The organism is Bradyrhizobium sp. UNPF46 (assembly GCF_006658625.1).
In the GTDB taxonomy this organism is placed as follows: Bacteria; Pseudomonadota; Alphaproteobacteria; order Rhizobiales; family Xanthobacteraceae; genus Bradyrhizobium; species Bradyrhizobium nitroreducens.
Window position 1 is genome coordinate 78,173 of record NZ_LFJB01000040.1, and the last position, 18,075, is coordinate 96,247.

Genomic DNA, 18,075 nt, shown 5'->3' on the forward strand with positions numbered 1-18,075 from the left:
TTTGGAGCGGTCACGCTATTGATGCGGCGTGACCGTACGCATCCTGCAAAACCCCTGGCGTCTGCTGCTCGCGATCAACGCGGCGGTGATCGTCGGCGTGTTCATTCACAAGATCCAGCTGCCGCCTTACGTTCCCTACATCCATCTCCTGGTCGACTACCATTTCGGCTTCATCAAGCGCGCGCTGATCGGCGCGGTCATCGCATTGTTCACCGACAAGGTGCCTGTGTGGCTGGTATTCGCGATCGGCGGGGTGACGTGGCTGGTGACGCTGGCGCTTTTCCTGAGGCTCTTTCAGAGAACGTTCGGCTTCACCGCGAAGACGCTGCCGCTGTTCGTCTTCATCGCGGGCTCGCCGTTCTTCCTGAAGAACTTCATGCACACGCTCGGCCATTTCGACATCTATGGCTGCGCGCTGGCGATCGTCCTGCTGCTGATGCCGGCGGGTTCGCTGCTGTTTGTTGCCACGGCCGCGCTGTTCTCGGTCGTTCTCGTGCTGATCCACCACATTCATCTGCTGATGTATGTGCCGACGATCGTCACCATCGTCGTGATCAGGCACTACCTCGCCTATGGCTGCAACCGCAGCAACGTCGCCTTCGGCATCGGCGCCCTCGGCCTCGTCTCCGCGCTGTTCTTCGCCGCGCAATTCTGGGGAACGATGCCGATCCCGGAGGCGGATTTCGTCGCATATCTGAAGACGCGGATGGCCGATCCTTCCCGCACGGACCTGCTGCAATTCGCCTACATCTGGTACCAGCCGCTGGCGAAGGAGATTTCGGACACCTGGGGCCGGCTGCCGCACAACAGCCTCGGCGTGCCCGTGTTCGCAGCTCTGATCTGGCTGCACACGCCGCTGTGGCGTTTCTTTGCCGACCTGATCGGCGCGCTCGCGAGCGATCTGCACAGGCGGCTCGTCATCGCAGCGCTGTTCGGCGTCAGCCTCGCCTATCTCGTGATGTTCGCGATGGTGTTCGACTATTCGCGCTGGATCTCGAACTGGGCGGTCTGCATGTTCCTGATCCTGCATGCGGTGAAGATGCTGCCGTCCGCGCGGGACACTGCGCTGATTCCGGCGGAGGATCGCCGCACGAACATCTTCGGCCTGATCATCACGTTGATCCCGCGCGTCGGAATCATCCGGCCGTTCTAAGACCTCGCCCGCCTGATCCGCACATACAGCGCGCCCTCGCCGCCGTGGCCGATATGCGCGGTCTCGAAGCCGACGACGAAAGCGCGGAATTCCGGCAGGCTCAGCCATTCCGGCACCTGGCGGCGCAGCACGCCGCTTTCGCCGCCGGTTCTTCCCTTGCCGGTGATGACGAGCACGAAGGTCAGTCCATCATGATGGGCGCGGTGCAGGAAGCCGGTCAGTGCGCGATGGGCGCGCGTCTGGGTCATGCCGTGCAGATCGAGCCGCGCCTCGATCTCGCTGCGGCCGCGCGACAATTTCGCGCGCTCGCGCTTGCCGAGCGGCGCCAAGGGCGGGACCGACGGTTTCGCGACCCGCGGCGCCGGCGCAGTGGCAACCGGTCTTGCCGGCGACGAAGGCCGGGTCGCCGGAGCCGCCAGTGAAGGTGCGGCAGGCGGCGCGGCGTGCGCCTTGGCCGTGCGAAGCTTCCTGAGCGGCTTGACCTGTTTGGCGACGCTGTCCCACAGCGCGCGCTCCTCCTCGCTCAGCGCGCGGCGACGCGGCGAGGGGCGAGGCTCCAGCACGGGCGGACGGGACGATCGCTTCATTGCTGCCGATGGGGACGATTCTTCGCTGGCCGACGCGGTTCAGGGGCAGGGTCGATCGCGGGGCGCGGCACCGGTAGCGGAACGGGGCCGGCGATGGCAACCGTTTCGTTCTTGTCTTGCGCCGCGGCGGCGGCAGTTGTGCCCGGCTTTGCCGGGGGGGTCTGCGGAAACAGCTTTGCGATCTTCTCGGACGGCCGCGGGTCCGGCACCGGCAGCCGCGCAGCGCGCGCGCTGGGATCGAGGCCCTTCGGCACCAGCATGACGAAATGCATGGGATGGCGCAGCCGCCCCGAGATGCGGCCGGCTTCCTGGCCTGCGCCGAAAAACAGATCGGCGCGCGCGGGGCCGATGATGGCCGAGCCGGTGTCCTGCGCGATCATCAGCCGGTGGAACGCGGTCTTGGCGCGTTCGGACTCGATCGGCAGCTCGCCCTCGATGAAGAACGGCGTGCCGTAGACATGCAGCGACTTGTCGACCGCGATCGAGCGTCCCGCCGTCAGCGGGATGCCCTGCGCGCCCACCGCCTCGTCCTTGTCGGAGAGGTTGACCTCGCGGAAGAAGATGTAAGCGCGATTCTGACGACGCAGCTCCTTGGCGCCATCGGGGTTCTGCGCCATCCATTCCCTGATCTTCTGCATCGACATCTCCTCCTTCGGGATGATGCCGCGCTCGATCAGGATGCGCCCGACGGCGGTGTAGGGATAGCCGTTATAGGCGTCGTAGTTGAGCCGGACCGACGTGCCGTCGTCGAACTTGATCCGCGCCGAACCCTGGATCTGCGCGAACAACAGATCGGTCGGATCCTTCAGCCAGGCGATCTCCAGCCCACGGCCGGCGATCTTGCCGTCCTCGATCTCGCCGCGGTCGTAATAGGGCACCAGCTTGCGGCGGCCGATCTTGCGATAGACCGGCCCCTTGTTGGGCAGGCTCACCGAATCCTGCTTGTAGCCGCGCACGAACAGGTTCGAGGGACGGCGGTAGACCGGAACATTGTAGACGTCGGTCTGCGTGCGCGATCCCTCCAGCACCGGCTCGTAATAGCCGGTGACGAAACCGTCGGGTTCGCCGAGACGCGAGATGCGCAGCGGCGCGAAATTCTCCTCGAAGAAGGTTTTGGCTTTGGCGTCGTCGGTCAGCTCGAGCGATTTTGCCGCCCGGCAGGGCTCGCTGAGCGAGCCTGCCAGCGCCTTGGGTTCGGCCACGCCGGTTTGAGCGTTGATCGTCTTGCAGCTCGCGCGAAACGTCTTGAACGCCGCGAGATGATCGTCATCGCCCCAGCCTTTCACGTCCGCCCAGGCCAGCGGCAGATATTGCGCGCCGGATATTTCGAACGGCAGCGGCAGCTGCGGATAGGGCAAGGCCCGCGGCGGAGCGGCAGGCAGCGCCGGAGCATGATGGTGATGGCTGCGATAGTGGCGCCGCGCCGCCTCGGCGCCGAGCGAAAACGACGACAGCACGACGACGCCTGCGCAAAGCGCCGTCGCGCTGTTCTTCAGAAAGACTTTAGTTCGCGCTTCCGGTGCCAACCAGCTTCCAGTTCGGATCGCGAGAGGTGATGTCGCGGGCGAAAGTCCAGATGTCGGTGATGTCGGCGACCGTATCGGCACTGCCGTCGACGATGTTGCCGGCCTTGTCTCGGGTGGCCGAGATCATCTGCGAGACGAAACGGATCGTGAGCTGGGCGGTACGGTCGCGCAGCTCGGCACCGACGAGCTCGGCCTTGTCGATCGAGACGAAGCGGGTCTCGGTCTTCTGATCGTTCTTCTCGCGCTCCTTGATCGCGGCGTCGAAGCTGTCATAGACCTCCGACGACAGCAGGTCGCGCAGCGCGCGGCGGTCGCCATTGGCAAAGGCCAGCACGATCATCTCGTAGGCGCCGCGGGCGCCCGAGATGAAATGGCGCGGATCGAACGTGGAATCCTTGTCGACGATGGCATCCAGGCCCTGCGCCAGCGGGGTACCGGGTTCAGCCAGCCCCTTCCAGCGGTCGGAGGGCGGGGTCGGCTCGGCGGTCGGCGCCAACGGGGCCTGATCGATCACCTTGCCCGGCATGGCCACGACATTGTTGTCCTGGGCTCCCCCCAACACATTGCGGGCGGCCGTCCGGTCGAACGGCGGCCGTTCGTTGCCGGTCCGCTGACCGAGCACGCTGCGCAGCCGCAGAAAGATGAAGACCGCCAGCGCCAGGAAGATAATGGTGTAGATGTCCACGTCGTATTCGCTTTCTGGTCTTCTCGAGAAGTGGCCGACTAGAAGGGGCTCGTTGCCGGGAAAATCAATCCGGCCAGTAGACCGTTCCATACGGGAACGGCAAGTCTACATCACCATTTTAGGTCCGCGTCAGGTCCTTCGGGATGTAGGCACGAAATCTTGCCCGGCCAATGGCGCCTTTTGGCACAGCACCAAGTGTAGCGCGTTTTATGCTTAAGGGGAAACCCGATCCTGCCCGGAAATCGCGCATCTTCAATCGTTTAAGGCGCTATTTCGCGGAAACGGCAGGATGAGCGTCATAGTTGCGAGCGTGGGGCGTATCCCCCTGCGGGACCGTTCGTCCTTGTGGAACGAGGCGGCCCTATGTTAGCCAACCGCCGCGAAATTCAGCCCAAATCGGGTAAGGAGAGACTCTCATGACCAACGGTAACGGCACCCCTCCCGAGGCGGCCCAGGCGCCCCAGCTCAACGTGCTGGCGCAATATACCAAGGACCTGTCGTTCGAAAATCCGAACGCGCCCAGCTCGCTCCAGCAGCAGAGCCAGCCGCCCCAGATCAACATCCAGATCAATGTCAGCGCCAACAACCTCAGCGAACAGGAGTTCGAGGTGACGCTGTCGGTCGAGGGCAAGGCCGAGACCGCGGGCAAGATCATGTTCTCGTTCGAGCTCGCTTATGCCGGCGTGTTCCGCATCGCCAACGTGCCGAAGGAAAATCTGCACCCGCTGGTCATGATCGAGTGCCCGCGCCTCTTGTTCCCGTTCGCACGCGAGATCATCGCCACCGCAGTGCGCGACGGCGGGTTCCCGCCCCTGATGCTGGATCCGGTCGACTTCGTCGGCCTCTATCGCCAGAACATGGAGCGGCAAATGGCCGCCCAGGGCGGTCAAGCCGGTCAGGCTTAACCAGCCGGTGGGGCGACTGGGGCGGCGAGATACTCGTTCCAGATCGCCTTTTCGCCCATCGTTGCGATGAAGGCCCGATGGGCCTCTCGCTCGGCCTCTGAAACCCGCGGCGCGAGCGGCACAAGGCGCTGCCGCCGCGGCGCATCGCCGGCCGCATTGACGCGAATCTCCTGAGTGTCCGACGCCAGGAGCAGCTGCGATTGCCGCGCTCCCACCAGATCGACATAGACCTCGGCCAGCAGTTCGGCGTCCAGCAATGCGCCGTGCTTGGTGCGGTGTGAATTGTCGATCGAATAGCGCGAGCAGAGATCGTCGAGCCGGTTGGACACGCCGGGATGCTTGCGCCGCGCCAGCAGCAGCGTATCGACCAGCCGCTCGCGCGGGATCGCCGCGCGCTTGATCCGGTCGAGCTCGGCATTGATGAAGCCGATATCGAACGAGGCGTTGTGGATCACCAGCGGCGCATCGCCGATGAACGCGAGAAACTCGTCGACGATCTCGTGGAACAACGGCTTGGTCGAGAGGAACTCGGCCGAGAGCCCGTGCACCGCAAAGGCCTCCGCCGGCATGTCCCGTTCCGGGTTGATGTAGACGTGATAGGTCTGTCCCGTCGGCATGCGGTTGAAGATCTCCACGCAGCCGATTTCGACCAGCCGATCGCCGCGGAGCGGATCGAGGCCGGTGGTTTCGGTATCGAGAACGATTTCGCGCATGATTTTGGGACGCCGTGTGAGGGCAGCGAATCAAGCTCGCCGCTGCGGCATCTTAACGACCTCGGCCAGGATATGCGCGATCTGGGCACGTACCGGCTCAAGTCCGTGTGACGTATCCACCACGAAATCGGCGCGCTGGCGCTTTTCCGCGTCGGGCATCTGCTTGGCGATGATGGCGTCGAGCTTGGCTTCATCCATCGTGCCGCGCGCCAGCACCCGTTCGCGCTGCAGTTCCGGCGAGGTCGAGACCACGACCACGGCATCCATTCGCTTCTCGCCGCCGGTCTCGAACAGCAAAGGGATGTCCAGAACCACGACCGGCGCGCCGGCAGCTTCAGCATCGGCGAAGAATTTTCTCCTGGATTCGCCGAGCATCGGATGGACGATCTGCTCGAGCTGCTTGATGGCAGCGGGATCATGCACGACGCGCGCCGACAGCTTGGGACGATCGACCTTGCCGTTCACGGTGGTGCCCGGGAAGGCGGCCTCGATCGCCGGCGCCGCTTCGCCCTCGTAGAGCTCATGCACGGCGGCATCGGCATCGTAGACGGGCACGCCGGCCTCCGCGAACAATTTCGCGGTGGTGGATTTTCCCATCCCGATCGAGCCGGTCAGTCCCAGGATCCGCATCAGCCTATAACCATCTCCGTCATTCACACGGCAACTAGCCGTTCGCGCCGCAGGAACGCAAGCAGCGCCAGCAACGGCAGGCCGAGAATGGTGAAATGGTCGCCCTCGATATGTTCGAACAGATGGATGCCGAGGCCTTCGAGCTGATAGGCCCCGACGCTGGTGGTGACGGCATCGCCGGCGGCATCGAGATAGGCCGACAGCTCCGCCTCGGTCATCTCCCGCATCGTCATGCGGGCCACCGAGACGTCCTCAAAAACGACCTTGCCGTCACGTGCCAGGGCCACCGCGGAATTCAGCTCGTGGCTGTTGCCGGCGAGATCGCGCAATTGCGCCAAGGCCTGCGGCCGGCCTGCGGGCTTGTTGAAGAGACGGTTGCCAAGGGCCAGGGTCTGATCGGCGCCGATCACGTAGCTGCCGGGATGATCCGCGCAGACGGCTTTGGCTTTTTCGCGGGCCAGCAGCAGAGCAATCTCGCGCGGGCTCGATAGCTTCGACGCAGCCTGAATACCGCGTTCATCGATATCGGCGGCAACAGCCTTGAATTCCAGCCCGGCATTGGCCAGCAGCATCTTGCGCGCGCTGCTCTGCGAGGCCAGGATCAACGGAGATTTGCCGCGCCACAGACCCATTGCGAAAACTATTCCGTGGGCCGGTTACGCTGGCGATCGCTGTAGAGCTTCATGATCGCCGCGGCGGTTTCCTCGATCGAGCGACGCGTGACGTCGAGCAGCGGCCAATCATGCTTGGCGCTGAGCTTGCGCGCGAACGCGACCTCCTCGGTCACCGACTGCTTGTCGGTATAGGTGTCGCTACCGGATTCGGCTCCCATGGAAAGCAGGCGATTCTGACGAATCTGGATCAGCCGTTCCGGCGTCGCATGCAGGCTGACGACCAGCGGCCGCGTCAGTTTCTCCAACTGTTCGGGCACGGGAATGCCCGGCACCAGCGGTACATTGGCGGTGCGGATGCCCCGATTGGCCAGATAGATCGACGTCGGGGTCTTGGAGGTGCGGGATACGCCCACCAGCACCACGTCGGCGTCGTCGAGGCCTTCGACATGCTGACCATCGTCATGGATCATCGTGTAGTTCAGTGCGTCGATGCGCTTGAAATATTCCGCGTTGAGGACGTGCTGAGCGCCGACGCGGCCTGTGGTCGCAGCCCCGAGATAGGCTTCGAACAACTGCATCACCGGACCGATGATCGACAGGCTCGGAACGTTGATCCCCTTGCACTTGTCCTCGAGCCTGGAGACCAGATCCTTCTCCAGCAGCGTGAACAGCACGATCCCCGGCGCTTCCTCGATCTCGTCGAGCACGCGATCGAGCTGCTTCTGGCTGCGCACCAGCGGATAGACGTGCTCCACGGGGGTCACGTTCGCATATTGCGCGGCAACCGCGCGGGCCACGGTGATCAGCGTCTCGCCGGTGGAGTCGGAGACCAGGTGCAGATGGAAATAATTGTTCGAGGTGGGCACAAAATCTCTTTGTATGGAGCCGGTGTGGTTTGTGGATTTCTGTGGAGCTTAACCCCTCGGAAAGGGTTGCGCGACACCGGGGGCGGGACAAGTGCCAATTTTCTTCACACCGCTGCCCGTCAGGACAAGTCCTGCAGCCTGCCGACACGGAAACGGGATTGCGCGGACAACCCGTTTGATAAGCTGCCGATCAATGCGCGCAAGCCTTTGAGCCCGGCTGACTTATCGGAAATCGTCGCACCCAGTCCTGGATATGTGGAAGGATGTGAACAAGCGCGTGCGAACCCGTGCATGGAATTGCATGAGTCCAATCCACTGTCACTAAGACTCAAACCTTTAAGAATCTAAGATTCTAGATTTGAGGAAGGCGCTACGGACGGATATGTGTGCAGGGTGAGACCTTAACGAGTTCTTACTATCCCCAGTTCCATTCGGGGCATGAACCCGGGCGCATGAAATGTTCGAAGACGTCTATCTCTGGATCAAGGCGCTGCATGTGATCGCCGTCATCGCCTGGATGGCGGGCATGCTCTATCTGCCGCGGCTGTTCGTCTATCATTCCGAGGCCGAGATCGGCTCGAAGCAGTCGGAAACGTTCAAGGTGATGGAACGCCGTCTGCTCAAGGCCATCATCAATCCCGCCATGATCGTGACCTGGCTCGCCGGGCTCTATCTGGCTTGGTCCGGCCACTGGTTCTCCTTCGGCTGGCTGCACGTAAAACTGGCACTGGTCCTGGCGATGTCCGCGGTCCACGGCTTTTTTTCCCGCTGGCTGAAGGATTTCGCCGCCGACCGGCGCCCGCGGACCCAGAAATTCTATCGGATTATCAATGAGGTGCCGACCGTTCTGATGATTCTCATCGTCATCATGGTGATCGTGAAGCCGTTCTAGGCGGGACTTGCGATCAATCCGCCTAGCGCTTCGGCTTGCGGAGTGGGAAGCGATTTTCTATATTGCCGACATCCCACCCAACGCAGGCGGATGTGGTTGTGTCTGAGCTTTCCAGAGGCCGGACACCGCATCAGGTTTGAAGCCTCATCGGCACTTAACCTTGCCAGACCTGCGGACCTTGCCTTCTCACGTCCGCATTTCAGAGCCTCCTCGCACCCCCCTCCCAAGGCTACCCCACAGGACCACCCCAATGCGGGAAATTAAACTCGAAGACCTCAAGTCCAAAACGCCGGCCGAGCTCGTCTCGTTCGCGGAGGAGAATGGGGTCGAGAATGCCAGCACCATGCGCAAGCAGGAGCTGTTGTTCGCCATCCTCAAGCAGCTCGCGCTCGCCGAGACCGATATCGTCGGCCAGGGCGTCGTCGAGGTTCTCTCCGATGGCTTCGGCTTTCTCCGCTCGCCCGATGCGAATTATCTGCCGGGCCCGGATGACATCTACGTTTCGCCTTCGCAGATCCGCCGTTTCGGCCTGCGCACCGGCGACACCATCGAAGGCCACATCCGCAGCCCCAAAGAGGGCGAGCGCTATTTCGCACTGCTGAAGGTCAATACGCTCAATTTCGAGGACCCGGAAAAGGCCAAGCACAAGGTCAATTTCGACAACCTCACGCCGCTGTTTCCGAACCAGCGTTTCCGCATGGAAATCGACGATCCGACGCGAAAAGACCTTTCTGCAAGGGTGATCGACATCGTCGCCCCAATCGGTAAAGGCCAGCGTGCGTTGATCGTGGCGCCGCCGCGCACGGGTAAAACCGTGCTGATGCAGAACATCGCGCATTCGATCACGCACAATCATCCCGAATGCTATCTGATCGTGCTGCTGATCGACGAGCGTCCCGAAGAAGTCACGGACATGCAGCGCTCGGTGAAGGGTGAGGTCGTGTCGTCGACCTTCGACGAGCCGGCGGTCCGCCACGTCCAGGTCGCCGAGATGGTGATCGAGAAGGCCAAGCGTCTGGTCGAGCATGGCCGCGACGTCGTGATCCTGCTCGATTCGATCACGCGTTTGGGTCGCGCCTACAACACCGTGGTGCCGTCATCCGGCAAGGTGCTGACCGGCGGTGTCGACGCCAACGCGCTGCAGCGCCCGAAGCGCTTCTTCGGTGCCGCCCGCAATATCGAGGAGGGCGGCTCGCTGACCATCATCGCGACCGCGCTGGTCGATACTGGCAGCCGCATGGACGAAGTCATTTTCGAAGAGTTCAAGGGCACCGGCAACTCGGAACTGATCCTGGACCGCAAGGTCTCGGACAAGCGTACCTTCCCGGCGATCGACATCTCACGCTCCGGCACCCGCAAGGAGGAGCTCATCACCGATCCGCAGGTGCTCAAGAAGATGTACGTGCTCCGCCGCATCCTCAATCCGATGGGGACAATGGACGCGATCGACTTCCTGCTCGACAAGCTGCGCTCGACCAAGAGCAATTCGGAGTTCTTCGACTCCATGAATACCTGAGTGTAGTGCAGCAGAGGATCAAAGGGCGCCTTCGGGCGCCCTTTTTGTTTTGCGGCTTTGCTGCAGCGTAGGTGCAGCATGAAGGAATGCTGCGCGACCGATCTTAGGTTTGATTAAGATGTTGATATATATAAATAATACTTGAATTCGGCTCGGCCGAACTGCTGCCGCAGGAGGCCGGGCGCAGCAAAGCAGTCCTTCTATATTGCGGTGCAGTATGTGAATTGCTGCGGGATTTGCTGCAGCAAGATGCGGCCGTTGGCCGGGCCGGAAACGGATGTTTGCCTTTTCCCAACGAGCCGCACAAATAGGCCATGCATCCACGAGACCAGACCATCTTTGCGTTGTCGTCCGGCCGCGCACCCAGCGCCATCGCGGTGGTCCGCGTCTCGGGCCCCCAAGCCGGCCTGGTGCTGACGACGCTCGCGGGCAAGCTGCCGGCGCCGCGGCAGGCCAGCCGCCGGCTGCTTCGGGACAGCGCAGGACAGCCGATCGACGACGCCGTCGTGCTCTGGTTTCCCGGGCCGGGCAGCGCGACCGGCGAGGACATCGCCGAATTTCACGTCCATGGCGGCCGCGCCGTGCTGGCCGCACTCCTCGCCAATATTTCGATAATTCCGAATACACGTGGGGCCGAGCCCGGCGAATTCACGCGGCGCGCGTTCGAGAACGGCAAGCTCGATCTCACCGAGGCCGAGGGCCTCGACGATCTCATCCATGCCGACACCGACCGCCAGCGCCGCCAGGCGCTGCGGCAGCTGCAAGGCCTACTCGGCGATCGCGCACGCGATTGGCGCGAGCGTATCATCGAGGCCTCGGCGCTGATCGAGGCCGGCATCGATTTTTCCGATGAGGGCGATGTGCCGGTGGAGCTGATGGCGCCGGCGATGAAGGCAATCAAGAGTCTTCACGAAGAAGTTGCAAAAGTCCTTGCGGGACAGGGACATTCTGAACGCCTGCGCGACGGCCTCGTGGTTGCGATCGCCGGCGAGCCGAACGTTGGCAAGTCGACGTTGATCAATCAGCTCTCGCGTCGCGAAGTTGCGATCGTCTCGCCCTACGCCGGCACGACGCGCGACGTGATCGAGGTGCAACTCGATCTCGACGGCTATCCGGTCACCGTCATCGACACCGCCGGGATTCGAGAGACCGACGATCCCGTCGAGCAGGAAGGCGTGCGCCGTGCACGCGCGCGGGCCGAGGATGCCGACCTCGTGCTGTGGCTGGTGGAGGGCGGGCGCGCCGTCGATCCGGTTGCAAGGCCGCCGCTGTTGACGTCCGGCGGCCCGGTCTGGATCGTGCGCAACAAGATCGACCTCAACGAGGGCGGCGCCGCCGCACCGGCCGGCGGGTTCGCGATCTCGGCAAGCAGGGGTGACGGCATCCCGGAGCTGGTCGAAGCTCTCGTGAAATTCGCGGCGGACTTTTTCGGGACAACCGAGGGTGCCTTGGTGACCCGGGCTCGCCAACGCGATCTATTGCGCCAGGCGTCAGACAGCTTGCGCCGGAGTCTGGAGCTTGTAGAAGAGGGCGAGGAGCTGGCAGCCGAAGAGCTGCGCGCTGCCGCTTATGCCTTGGGTCGGCTGTTGGGACGGGTGGACGTCGAGGACGTCCTGGGGGCCATCTTCCAGAAATTCTGCATCGGAAAGTAGCGCTAGTTCTTCATTGTAGAACTAGCGCTTGTTCCATTTCTTATGTTTCACGTGAAACAGGCGCGGGAACCACCTCGTAGCCCGTATTGCCTTCCGTTCCATCCGAGTTCCGCGTCTACCTCTGTTTCACGTGAAACGTCGGGCCCCGCGCCCGTCATTGCGAGCCCTTGCGACGAAGCAATCCCCGATCGTCTTCCCAGCGGGATTCTGGATTGTTTCCCTCGCAAGGACAGTGCGCGCGGAGCGTCGGCTTCCGCTCTATTTTCATCGCGGAGAATGGCCCGGTGAAACAGCAGTCCTTTCAAAGCCCTCGCTACTGTGCATGGGGTTGTTTTCGCAAAAATGCTCCGAAGCCCACCGGCCCGCGTTTCACGTGAAACATTCACCTCTCCAGTTTCCGCTTCCGGCTTTCCTGCCTCTGAGCTAGAAGTCCGATCATGCGAACAGAGCGAGAGAGCTTCGACGTCATCGTGATTGGCGGCGGCCATGCCGGCTGTGAAGCCGCGGCTGCGTCTGCCCGGATGGGGGCGACGACTGCTCTGGTGACGCACCGCTTCTCTACCGTCGGAGCAATGTCCTGCAATCCCGCCATCGGTGGTCTCGGCAAGGGGCATCTGGTCCGCGAAGTCGATGCACTCGATGGTCTGATGGGGCGCGTTGCCGATGCCGGCGGCATCCAGTTTCGCGTGCTCAATCGCCGCAAAGGCCCGGCTGTGCGCGGTCCTCGGGCTCAGGCTGACCGGAAGCTCTATGCCGCGGCGATGCAGGCCGCGATCCAGGAGACCGACGGTCTTTCTGTCATCGAAGGCGAGGCCGATGAGCTGATCGTTGTCGACAGCCGCGTCACGGGACTGCGGCTGGCCGACGGCCGCGAGCTCCGGGCAGGGGCCGTCGTCGTCACCACCGGGACCTTCCTGCGTGGCCTGATCCATCTCGGCGAGAGGAATTGGCCTGCCGGACGGGTCGGTGAGGCCCCCGCGATGGGTCTTTCCAGCTCGTTTGAGCGTGCCGGCTTCACCCTTGGGCGGCTCAAGACGGGCACTCCGCCCCGTCTTGATGGCACGACGATCGACTGGTCCGCCGTCGAGATGCAGCCCGGAGACGAGCCGCCGGAGCCGTTCTCGGTGATGACCGAACGGATCACGACGCCTCAAATTCAGTGCGGGATCACCCGAACCACCGCGGCCACCCATGAGGTGATCCGCGCGAACGTCCATCGCTCTCCGATGTATTCCGGCCAGATCAAGAGCTCTGGGCCGCGCTATTGCCCCTCGATCGAGGACAAGATCGTTCGCTTTGGCGATCGCGACGGCCACCAGATCTTCCTGGAGCCGGAAGGCCTCGACGATACGACCGTTTATCCCAACGGCATCTCGACCTCGCTGCCGGAGGAGGTCCAGCTCGCGATCCTCGCCAGCATCCCTGGTTTGGAGCGCGTCAAGATGATCCGCCCGGGCTATGCCATCGAATACGACCACATTGACCCGCGCGAACTCGATCCGACCCTGCAGACCAAGCGTCTTCGCGGCCTGTTCTTGGCCGGGCAGATCAACGGCACCACAGGATATGAAGAAGCTGCCGGACAGGGAATCGTGGCCGGCCTGAATGCTGCGCTTGCCGCCAGCGGTGCTGCACTGACGGTGTTCGACCGTGCGGATGGCTATCTCGGGGTGATGATCGATGACCTCGTCACCCGCGGCATCAGCGAGCCCTATCGGATGTTCACCTCGCGCGCCGAGTACCGGCTGACGCTTAGGGCGGATAACGCCGATCAGCGTCTGACCGAGAAGGGGATCGCCCTTGGTTGCGTCGGCAATACCCGTATCAGGCATCACCGGGCCAAGATGGACGCCCTGAACGCGGCCCGGACGCTCTCAAAGTCACTGACCATCACCCCGAACGAGGCGATCAAGCATGGTCTGTCTCTGAACCGGGATGGCCAGCGCCGGTCGGCCTTCGAGCTGATGGCCTATCCGGAGATCGGCTGGAGCCAGGTCAGGATGATCTGGCCGGAGCTGTCCGCCATCGATCCCGTCATTGCCACCCATCTCGAGATCGACGCCAAATACGATGTCTATCTGGAGCGCCAGAGTGCCGACGTCGAAGCCTTCCGGCGTGACGAGGGGATGGTGCTGTCGGAGGTCGATTACCGGCAGGTGCCGGGTCTTTCCAATGAGGTGAGGGCCAAGCTGGAAAAGGCGCGGCCGTTCACAGTCGGTCAGGCCGGCCGGATCGACGGCATGACGCCGGCGGCGCTCGGCATCCTCGCGGCCTATCTCCGGCGCGAGGCACGGAAGACCTCAAAAGCAATCGCATAAGCCAATCGCATAGGCGTTTCACGTGAAACAGCGCGGACCCGGCGGGGACAGACCGCTATCGCGACGATCCGGAGCAGGTGAGGGCACGGGTCATAGATCCGGTCCGAGCTTGGCCAAACCAAAGATCGACCCATCCAACGCCAAGGATCAGGCGCTCGACTCCATTATCGCTGCCGACAAGCGCGAGGCGCTCAAGCTCGCGCCCGTTTCACGTGAAACCGAAGAGCGGCTCGATCGCTACATCGCGCTGCTGCGGGAGTGGCAGGCCAAGACCAATCTGGTCGCGCCCTCGACGCTGCCCCATCTCTGGACCAGGCATATCGCCGACTCGCTCCAGCTCCTCGATCTTGCGCCCGACGCAAAGCGCTGGGCCGACCTTGGCAGCGGCGGCGGCTTTCCCGGCGTCGTGCTGTCCTGCGCGATGGCCGGAACGCCTGGCGCGAGCGTGCATCTCGTCGAACGAATCGCCAAGAAGGCTGCGTTTTTGCGCGAAGCGATCCGCGTCACTACATCTCCGGGAGTCGTACATCTCGCTGAGATCGGGGATAATGTGGATAGAATCACTGGCCCCGTCGATTGCGTCACCGCCCGCGCGCTGGCTCCGCTACATCAACTCATCGGCTTTGCGGAGCCGCTGATGCGCCAGGGCGCAAAGGCGTTGTTTCTCAAGGGTCAAGATGTAGAGGCTGAATTGACCGAAGCCGCTAAATATTGGAATATTCAGCCGCAGCTCCACCGAAGCCGGACAGGCGACGGCTGGATCGTCGAGCTGACTTCAGTTGAACGGCACGGGTGAGGCGTTCAGGGGTTGAGTGGGGAATTTCGATGACCGTGATTGACGAGCCGCAGCAAGAAAAGACCGCAGAGGTCCCGCATGGCCATCCGCGCATCCTGGCACTCGCCAATCAGAAGGGCGGTGTGGGAAAAACAACCACAGCGATCAACCTCGGCACCGCGCTCGCGGCGATTGGCGAACGCGTCCTGATCGTCGATCTCGATCCGCAGGGCAATGCCTCGACCGGCCTCGGCATCGATCGCCGCAACCGCTCCTGCTCGACCTATGACGTGCTGATCGGCGAATCGAGCTTGCGCGAAGCGGTGGTCTCGACCGCGGTGCCGCGGCTGCACATTGCGCCCTCGACCATGGATCTCTCCGGTCTCGAGCTCGAGCTCGGCACCACGCCCGGCCGCGCTTTCAAGCTGCGCGATGCCATCGGCGCGCTCAACAACAACGTCTCGCCGGAGTCTGATTACACTTACGTGCTGATCGACTGCCCGCCCTCGCTCAACCTGCTCACGGTGAATGCGATGGCAGCGTCGGATGCGATCCTGGTGCCGTTGCAGTGCGAGTTCTTCGCGCTCGAGGGTCTGTCACAATTGCTCCAGACGGTGGAGCAGGTGCGCTCGACGCTCAATCCGAACCTGTCGATCCACGGCATCGTGCTGACCATGTTCGACTCGCGCAACAACCTCTCGAACCAGGTCGTCGCCGACGTCCGCCAGTTCATGGGTGAGAAGGTCTACAAGACCATGATCCCGCGCAACGTGCGCATCTCGGAGGCGCCGTCCTACGGCAAGCCGGTGCTGGTCTACGATCTCAAATGCGTCGGCAGCGAAGCTTACTTGCGGCTCGCCACCGAAGTGATCCAGCGCGAGCGCGAGCTGCGCGTCACGCATTGAAGCCGGACGATGTTGATTCGTGGGATGGGTAGAGCATAGCGAAACCCATCACCCCAAACGCAAACAGCGATGGGTTTCGCTTCGCTCTACCCATCCTACAAGTTTCGAAATTCAGTTCTGGAGTGCTGCAGCGTGAATCCAAGGGAGCTGACGATGGCCGACGAAGCGCGTTCGCGACTGGGCCGGGGTCTTGCAAGTCTGATCGGTGACGTCGGCGGCGAGGCCCAGCATGTCGATCGACCGCGCGCGCAGCGCAAGGTGCCGATCGAGTTCATCAAGGCCAATCCGCGCAATCCACGTCGCACCTTTCTGGACGCCGAGCTGAAGGAGCTCTCCGAGTCCATCAAGCAGCACGGCGTGATCCAGCCGATCGTGGTGCGTCCGGTGAAGGGCGCGCAGGACCGCTTCGAGATCATCGCCGGCGAGCGGCGCTGGCGCGCCTCGCAGATGGCGGGCCTGCACGAAGTGCCGATCGTGCCGGTCGACATCAGCGACAGCGACGCGCTGGAGTTCGCGATCGTCGAGAACGTGCAGCGCGAGGATCTCAATCCGATGGAAGAGGCGCAGGGCTATCACGCGCTCGCCAACGAGTTCAAACGCAGCCAGGAGGACATCGCGAGGGTCGTCGGCAAGAGCCGCAGCCATGTCGCCAACATGATGCGGCTGACCAAGCTGCCGGCCGAGGTGCAGGCTTTCATCGCGACCGGCGAGCTCACGGCCGGCCACGCTCGTGCGCTGATCGGCGTGCCGGATCCGCTCGCGGCCGCCAAGCGCATCGTCGAAGAGGGCCTCAACGTCCGTCAGGCAGAGGCGCTCGCGCATGAAGAGGGCGTGCCGGAGCGCAAGCCGCAGAAGGCGCGCAGCGCGGGGGCTAAGGAAAAGGACCCCGACACGATCGATCTCGAAAAGCGCGTCAGCGACGCGCTCGGCCTCAAGGTCACCGTCAATCACCGTGACCCCGGCGGCTCGGTGCAGATCAACTACCGCAATCTCGATCAGCTCGACGAGGTGATGAAGCGGCTCGCCAAGGGCGCGATCTAACTAGACGCATTGAATCTCCATCACCGTCACTCTGAGGTGGCCGCTTCTTCAGCGGCCCTCGAAGAGCGACGGCCCGGCTGCATCTCGGCCGTTCATCCTTCGAGGCTCGCTGTGCGCCGCGTTGCGTCGCGCCGCTCGCACCTCAGGATGACGGATTTGGCCATGCTGCATCGCTTCGTCGCCAGAGCTCCTCGCAATGACAAGGAGGGAGCGGGGGCTTACCCCCGCCGCCTCGCGTTCACCGCAATCGCCATCAGCGTGCGCTGGGCGATGGCGGCGGCGAGAGTCGATTGCTTGCGGGTGTCGAGCGCGGCGGTCGCGAGCTGCTCGATTACCGCGGCGAGCCGGGCCGGGCTGAAATTGCGCAGCGCCGTCTCGACCGCGGGCTTTCGTGAAAAATGCAGCCGCGGATAGCCGCCGTCGAGCACGGCTGAGGCCGGCTGGCCGTCGGCGATCGCGAGCGCGGATTTGTGCAGCCACGCCGCCTGGCGCTGTGCCGCGGAGATGATCACACCGGGATAGGTGCCAGCGATCATGGCCTTGGCGAATTCGGTCTCGACGATGTCGGGCCGGCCGGCAAAGGCGCCGTCGACGATCGGGTCGAGCTTGAGCTCGGAGGCATCCGCCACCACGGCCATCACGTCGTCCAGCGTGACCTCGCCTTTGCCATGGGCGTAGAGCGTCAGCTTGCGCAGCTCGTTGCGCGAGGCCTGGCGGTCACCGCCGAGGAACGACATCAGCGCCGCGCGAGCATCCTGCGCGATGCGCAAATTCGCGATGCGCAATTCGTCATCCATGAGCTTGGCGAGGTCGCGCTCGGTGTCGGGATAGCAGCCGATCGCCACCGCGGTCTTGGCTTTCTCGCAGGCCTTGCGCAGCGGCGATTCCGGGCGGAGCTCGCCGGCCTCGATCACGATGCGGCAATCCTTCACATTCATCTCGGCCAGCGTGTCGATGCCGCTGGCGAAGCTGCGCGAGCCGGCGCGGATGCGGATGGCGCGGCGGCCGCCGAACAGCGGCACCGTCATGGCCTCGTCGACGAGGCGCGAGGGCTCGGCGGAGAGCTCGTCGCCGTCGAGCTTGACCAGGGAGAACGGATCGTTGGGATCATCGACGCCGGAAGCGATCAGTGCATCGGCGCGCTCGCGCACGAGGCCGGCGTCGGGGCCGTAAAGCAGGATGATCGGACGGCCCGCATCGGGGCGGGCGAGGAAGGCGTCGATCTCTTTTCCGCGCAGCGCGACCATCGGACCCAATTGTCATTCCGGGGCTCGCAAAGCGAGAACCCGGAATCCAG

17 protein-coding genes are annotated in these 18,075 nt (G+C 63.4%); 9 read left to right on the forward strand and 8 right to left on the reverse strand.

The genetic code is table 11. The features are described 5' to 3' along the window. The first annotated feature begins 28 nt into the window (after positions 1–28). Entirely contained in the window at positions 29–1,153 is a 1,125-nt protein-coding gene (locus UNPF46_RS16660) for a hypothetical protein (protein WP_142250720.1), read from the forward strand. Here UNPF46_RS16660 and UNPF46_RS16665 read toward each other — a convergent pair. From UNPF46_RS16665 to UNPF46_RS16675, 3 genes are read right to left on the reverse strand one after another with little or no spacing between them, the layout of a single operon-like run. Beyond that, entirely contained in the window at positions 1,150–1,740 is a 591-nt protein-coding gene (locus UNPF46_RS16665) for a Smr/MutS family protein (protein WP_142250721.1), read from the reverse strand. The two genes, UNPF46_RS16660 and UNPF46_RS16665, sit on opposite strands and share 4 nt — an antisense overlap. Further along, a complete protein-coding gene (gene mltA, locus UNPF46_RS16670; protein WP_181769966.1) occupies positions 1,737–3,266 on the reverse strand; it encodes a murein transglycosylase A in 1,530 nt (509 codons plus the stop codon). The genes UNPF46_RS16665 and mltA overlap by 4 nt, the downstream gene beginning before the upstream one ends. Beyond that, on the reverse strand, positions 3,244–3,951 hold the full coding sequence (locus tag UNPF46_RS16675) for a Tim44/TimA family putative adaptor protein (protein ID WP_142250723.1): 708 nt from the start codon (positions 3,949–3,951) through the stop codon (positions 3,244–3,246). The genes mltA and UNPF46_RS16675 overlap by 23 nt, the downstream gene beginning before the upstream one ends. Before the next feature lie 416 nt (positions 3,952–4,367). On the opposite strand from UNPF46_RS16675, the gene secB reads away from it, so the two are divergent. Further along, positions 4,368–4,856 (forward strand): protein-export chaperone SecB, encoded by a 489-nt coding sequence (gene secB / locus UNPF46_RS16680; RefSeq protein ID WP_097660485.1) that lies wholly within the window; start codon positions 4,368–4,370, stop codon positions 4,854–4,856. Here secB and dnaQ read toward each other — a convergent pair. From dnaQ to UNPF46_RS16700, 4 genes are read right to left on the reverse strand one after another with little or no spacing between them, the layout of a single operon-like run. Continuing rightward, the gene (gene dnaQ / locus UNPF46_RS16685; protein ID WP_142250724.1) at positions 4,853–5,569 is read right to left on the reverse strand and encodes a DNA polymerase III subunit epsilon; all 717 of its coding nucleotides are present in this window, start codon (positions 5,567–5,569) and stop codon (positions 4,853–4,855) included. The genes secB and dnaQ overlap by 4 nt on opposite strands. Positions 5,570–5,599: 30 nt before the next feature. Beyond that, positions 5,600–6,199, reverse strand: a complete 600-nt coding sequence (gene coaE, locus UNPF46_RS16690; RefSeq protein WP_142250725.1) for a dephospho-CoA kinase — start codon at positions 6,197–6,199, stop codon at positions 5,600–5,602. Positions 6,200–6,222: 23 nt separating this feature from the next. Then, a complete protein-coding gene (locus UNPF46_RS16695; protein WP_100175266.1) occupies positions 6,223–6,831 on the reverse strand; it encodes a Maf family nucleotide pyrophosphatase in 609 nt (202 codons plus the stop codon). Positions 6,832–6,839: 8 nt separating this feature from the next. After that, positions 6,840–7,679: a pyruvate, water dikinase regulatory protein gene (locus UNPF46_RS16700; protein ID WP_100175267.1), complete on the reverse strand. Its 840-nt coding sequence runs from the start codon at positions 7,677–7,679 to the stop codon at positions 6,840–6,842. A 457-nt stretch (positions 7,680–8,136) separates the two neighbouring features. On the opposite strand from UNPF46_RS16700, the gene hemJ reads away from it, so the two are divergent. From hemJ to UNPF46_RS16740, 7 genes are all read left to right on the forward strand, one after another. Then, positions 8,137–8,571: a protoporphyrinogen oxidase HemJ gene (gene hemJ / locus UNPF46_RS16710; protein WP_100175269.1), complete on the forward strand. Its 435-nt coding sequence runs from the start codon at positions 8,137–8,139 to the stop codon at positions 8,569–8,571. Positions 8,572–8,821: 250 nt separating this feature from the next. Further along, positions 8,822–10,087 carry a transcription termination factor Rho gene (gene rho / locus UNPF46_RS16715; RefSeq protein WP_008133567.1) on the forward strand — a complete coding sequence of 422 codons (1,266 nt, stop codon included), beginning with the start codon at positions 8,822–8,824 and terminating at the stop codon, positions 10,085–10,087. Between the two features lie 314 nt (positions 10,088–10,401). Then, complete coding sequence (gene mnmE / locus UNPF46_RS16720; protein ID WP_142250726.1) at positions 10,402–11,739, forward strand: tRNA uridine-5-carboxymethylaminomethyl(34) synthesis GTPase MnmE; 1,338 nt, start codon at positions 10,402–10,404, stop codon at positions 11,737–11,739. Between the two features lie 437 nt (positions 11,740–12,176). After that, on the forward strand, positions 12,177–14,057 hold the full coding sequence (gene mnmG, locus UNPF46_RS16725; RefSeq protein ID WP_142250727.1) for a tRNA uridine-5-carboxymethylaminomethyl(34) synthesis enzyme MnmG: 1,881 nt from the start codon (positions 12,177–12,179) through the stop codon (positions 14,055–14,057). 109 nt (positions 14,058–14,166) lie between these two features. Beyond that, positions 14,167–14,853, forward strand: a complete 687-nt coding sequence (gene rsmG / locus UNPF46_RS16730) for a 16S rRNA (guanine(527)-N(7))-methyltransferase RsmG (RefSeq protein WP_502705491.1) — start codon at positions 14,167–14,169, stop codon at positions 14,851–14,853. A 29-nt stretch (positions 14,854–14,882) separates the two neighbouring features. Further along, entirely contained in the window at positions 14,883–15,737 is an 855-nt protein-coding gene (locus tag UNPF46_RS16735; RefSeq protein WP_100175273.1) for a ParA family protein, read from the forward strand. Between the two features lie 153 nt (positions 15,738–15,890). Beyond that, positions 15,891–16,778: a ParB/RepB/Spo0J family partition protein gene (locus tag UNPF46_RS16740; RefSeq protein ID WP_181769967.1), complete on the forward strand. Its 888-nt coding sequence runs from the start codon at positions 15,891–15,893 to the stop codon at positions 16,776–16,778. 218 nt (positions 16,779–16,996) lie between these two features. Here UNPF46_RS16740 and holA read toward each other — a convergent pair whose 3' ends face one another. Next, positions 16,997–18,025 carry a DNA polymerase III subunit delta gene (holA, locus tag UNPF46_RS16745; RefSeq protein WP_142250805.1) on the reverse strand — a complete coding sequence of 343 codons (1,029 nt, stop codon included), beginning with the start codon at positions 18,023–18,025 and terminating at the stop codon, positions 16,997–16,999. Positions 18,026–18,075 lie beyond the last annotated feature (50 nt).

Bases quoted from the DNA above. Each gene is read 5' to 3' on its own strand.
- UNPF46_RS16665 (WP_142250721.1), bottom strand. From the start codon at position 1,740: ATGAAGCGATCGTCCCGTCCGCCCGTGCTGGAGCCTCGCCCCTCGCCG.
- secB (WP_097660485.1), top strand. From the start codon at position 4,368: ATGACCAACGGTAACGGCACCCCTCCCGAGGCGGCCCAGGCGCCCCAG.
- dnaQ (WP_142250724.1), bottom strand. From the start codon at position 5,569: ATGCGCGAAATCGTTCTCGATACCGAAACCACCGGCCTCGATCCGCTC.
- coaE (WP_142250725.1), bottom strand. From the start codon at position 6,199: ATGCGGATCCTGGGACTGACCGGCTCGATCGGGATGGGAAAATCCACC.
- UNPF46_RS16695 (WP_100175266.1), bottom strand. From the start codon at position 6,831: ATGGGTCTGTGGCGCGGCAAATCTCCGTTGATCCTGGCCTCGCAGAGC.
- hemJ (WP_100175269.1), top strand. From the start codon at position 8,137: ATGTTCGAAGACGTCTATCTCTGGATCAAGGCGCTGCATGTGATCGCC.
- rho (WP_008133567.1), top strand. From the start codon at position 8,822: ATGCGGGAAATTAAACTCGAAGACCTCAAGTCCAAAACGCCGGCCGAG.
- mnmE (WP_142250726.1), top strand. From the start codon at position 10,402: ATGCATCCACGAGACCAGACCATCTTTGCGTTGTCGTCCGGCCGCGCA.
- mnmG (WP_142250727.1), top strand. From the start codon at position 12,177: ATGCGAACAGAGCGAGAGAGCTTCGACGTCATCGTGATTGGCGGCGGC.
- UNPF46_RS16735 (WP_100175273.1), top strand. From the start codon at position 14,883: ATGACCGTGATTGACGAGCCGCAGCAAGAAAAGACCGCAGAGGTCCCG.
- UNPF46_RS16740 (WP_181769967.1), top strand. From the start codon at position 15,891: ATGGCCGACGAAGCGCGTTCGCGACTGGGCCGGGGTCTTGCAAGTCTG.
- holA (WP_142250805.1), bottom strand. From the start codon at position 18,025: ATGGTCGCGCTGCGCGGAAAAGAGATCGACGCCTTCCTCGCCCGCCCC.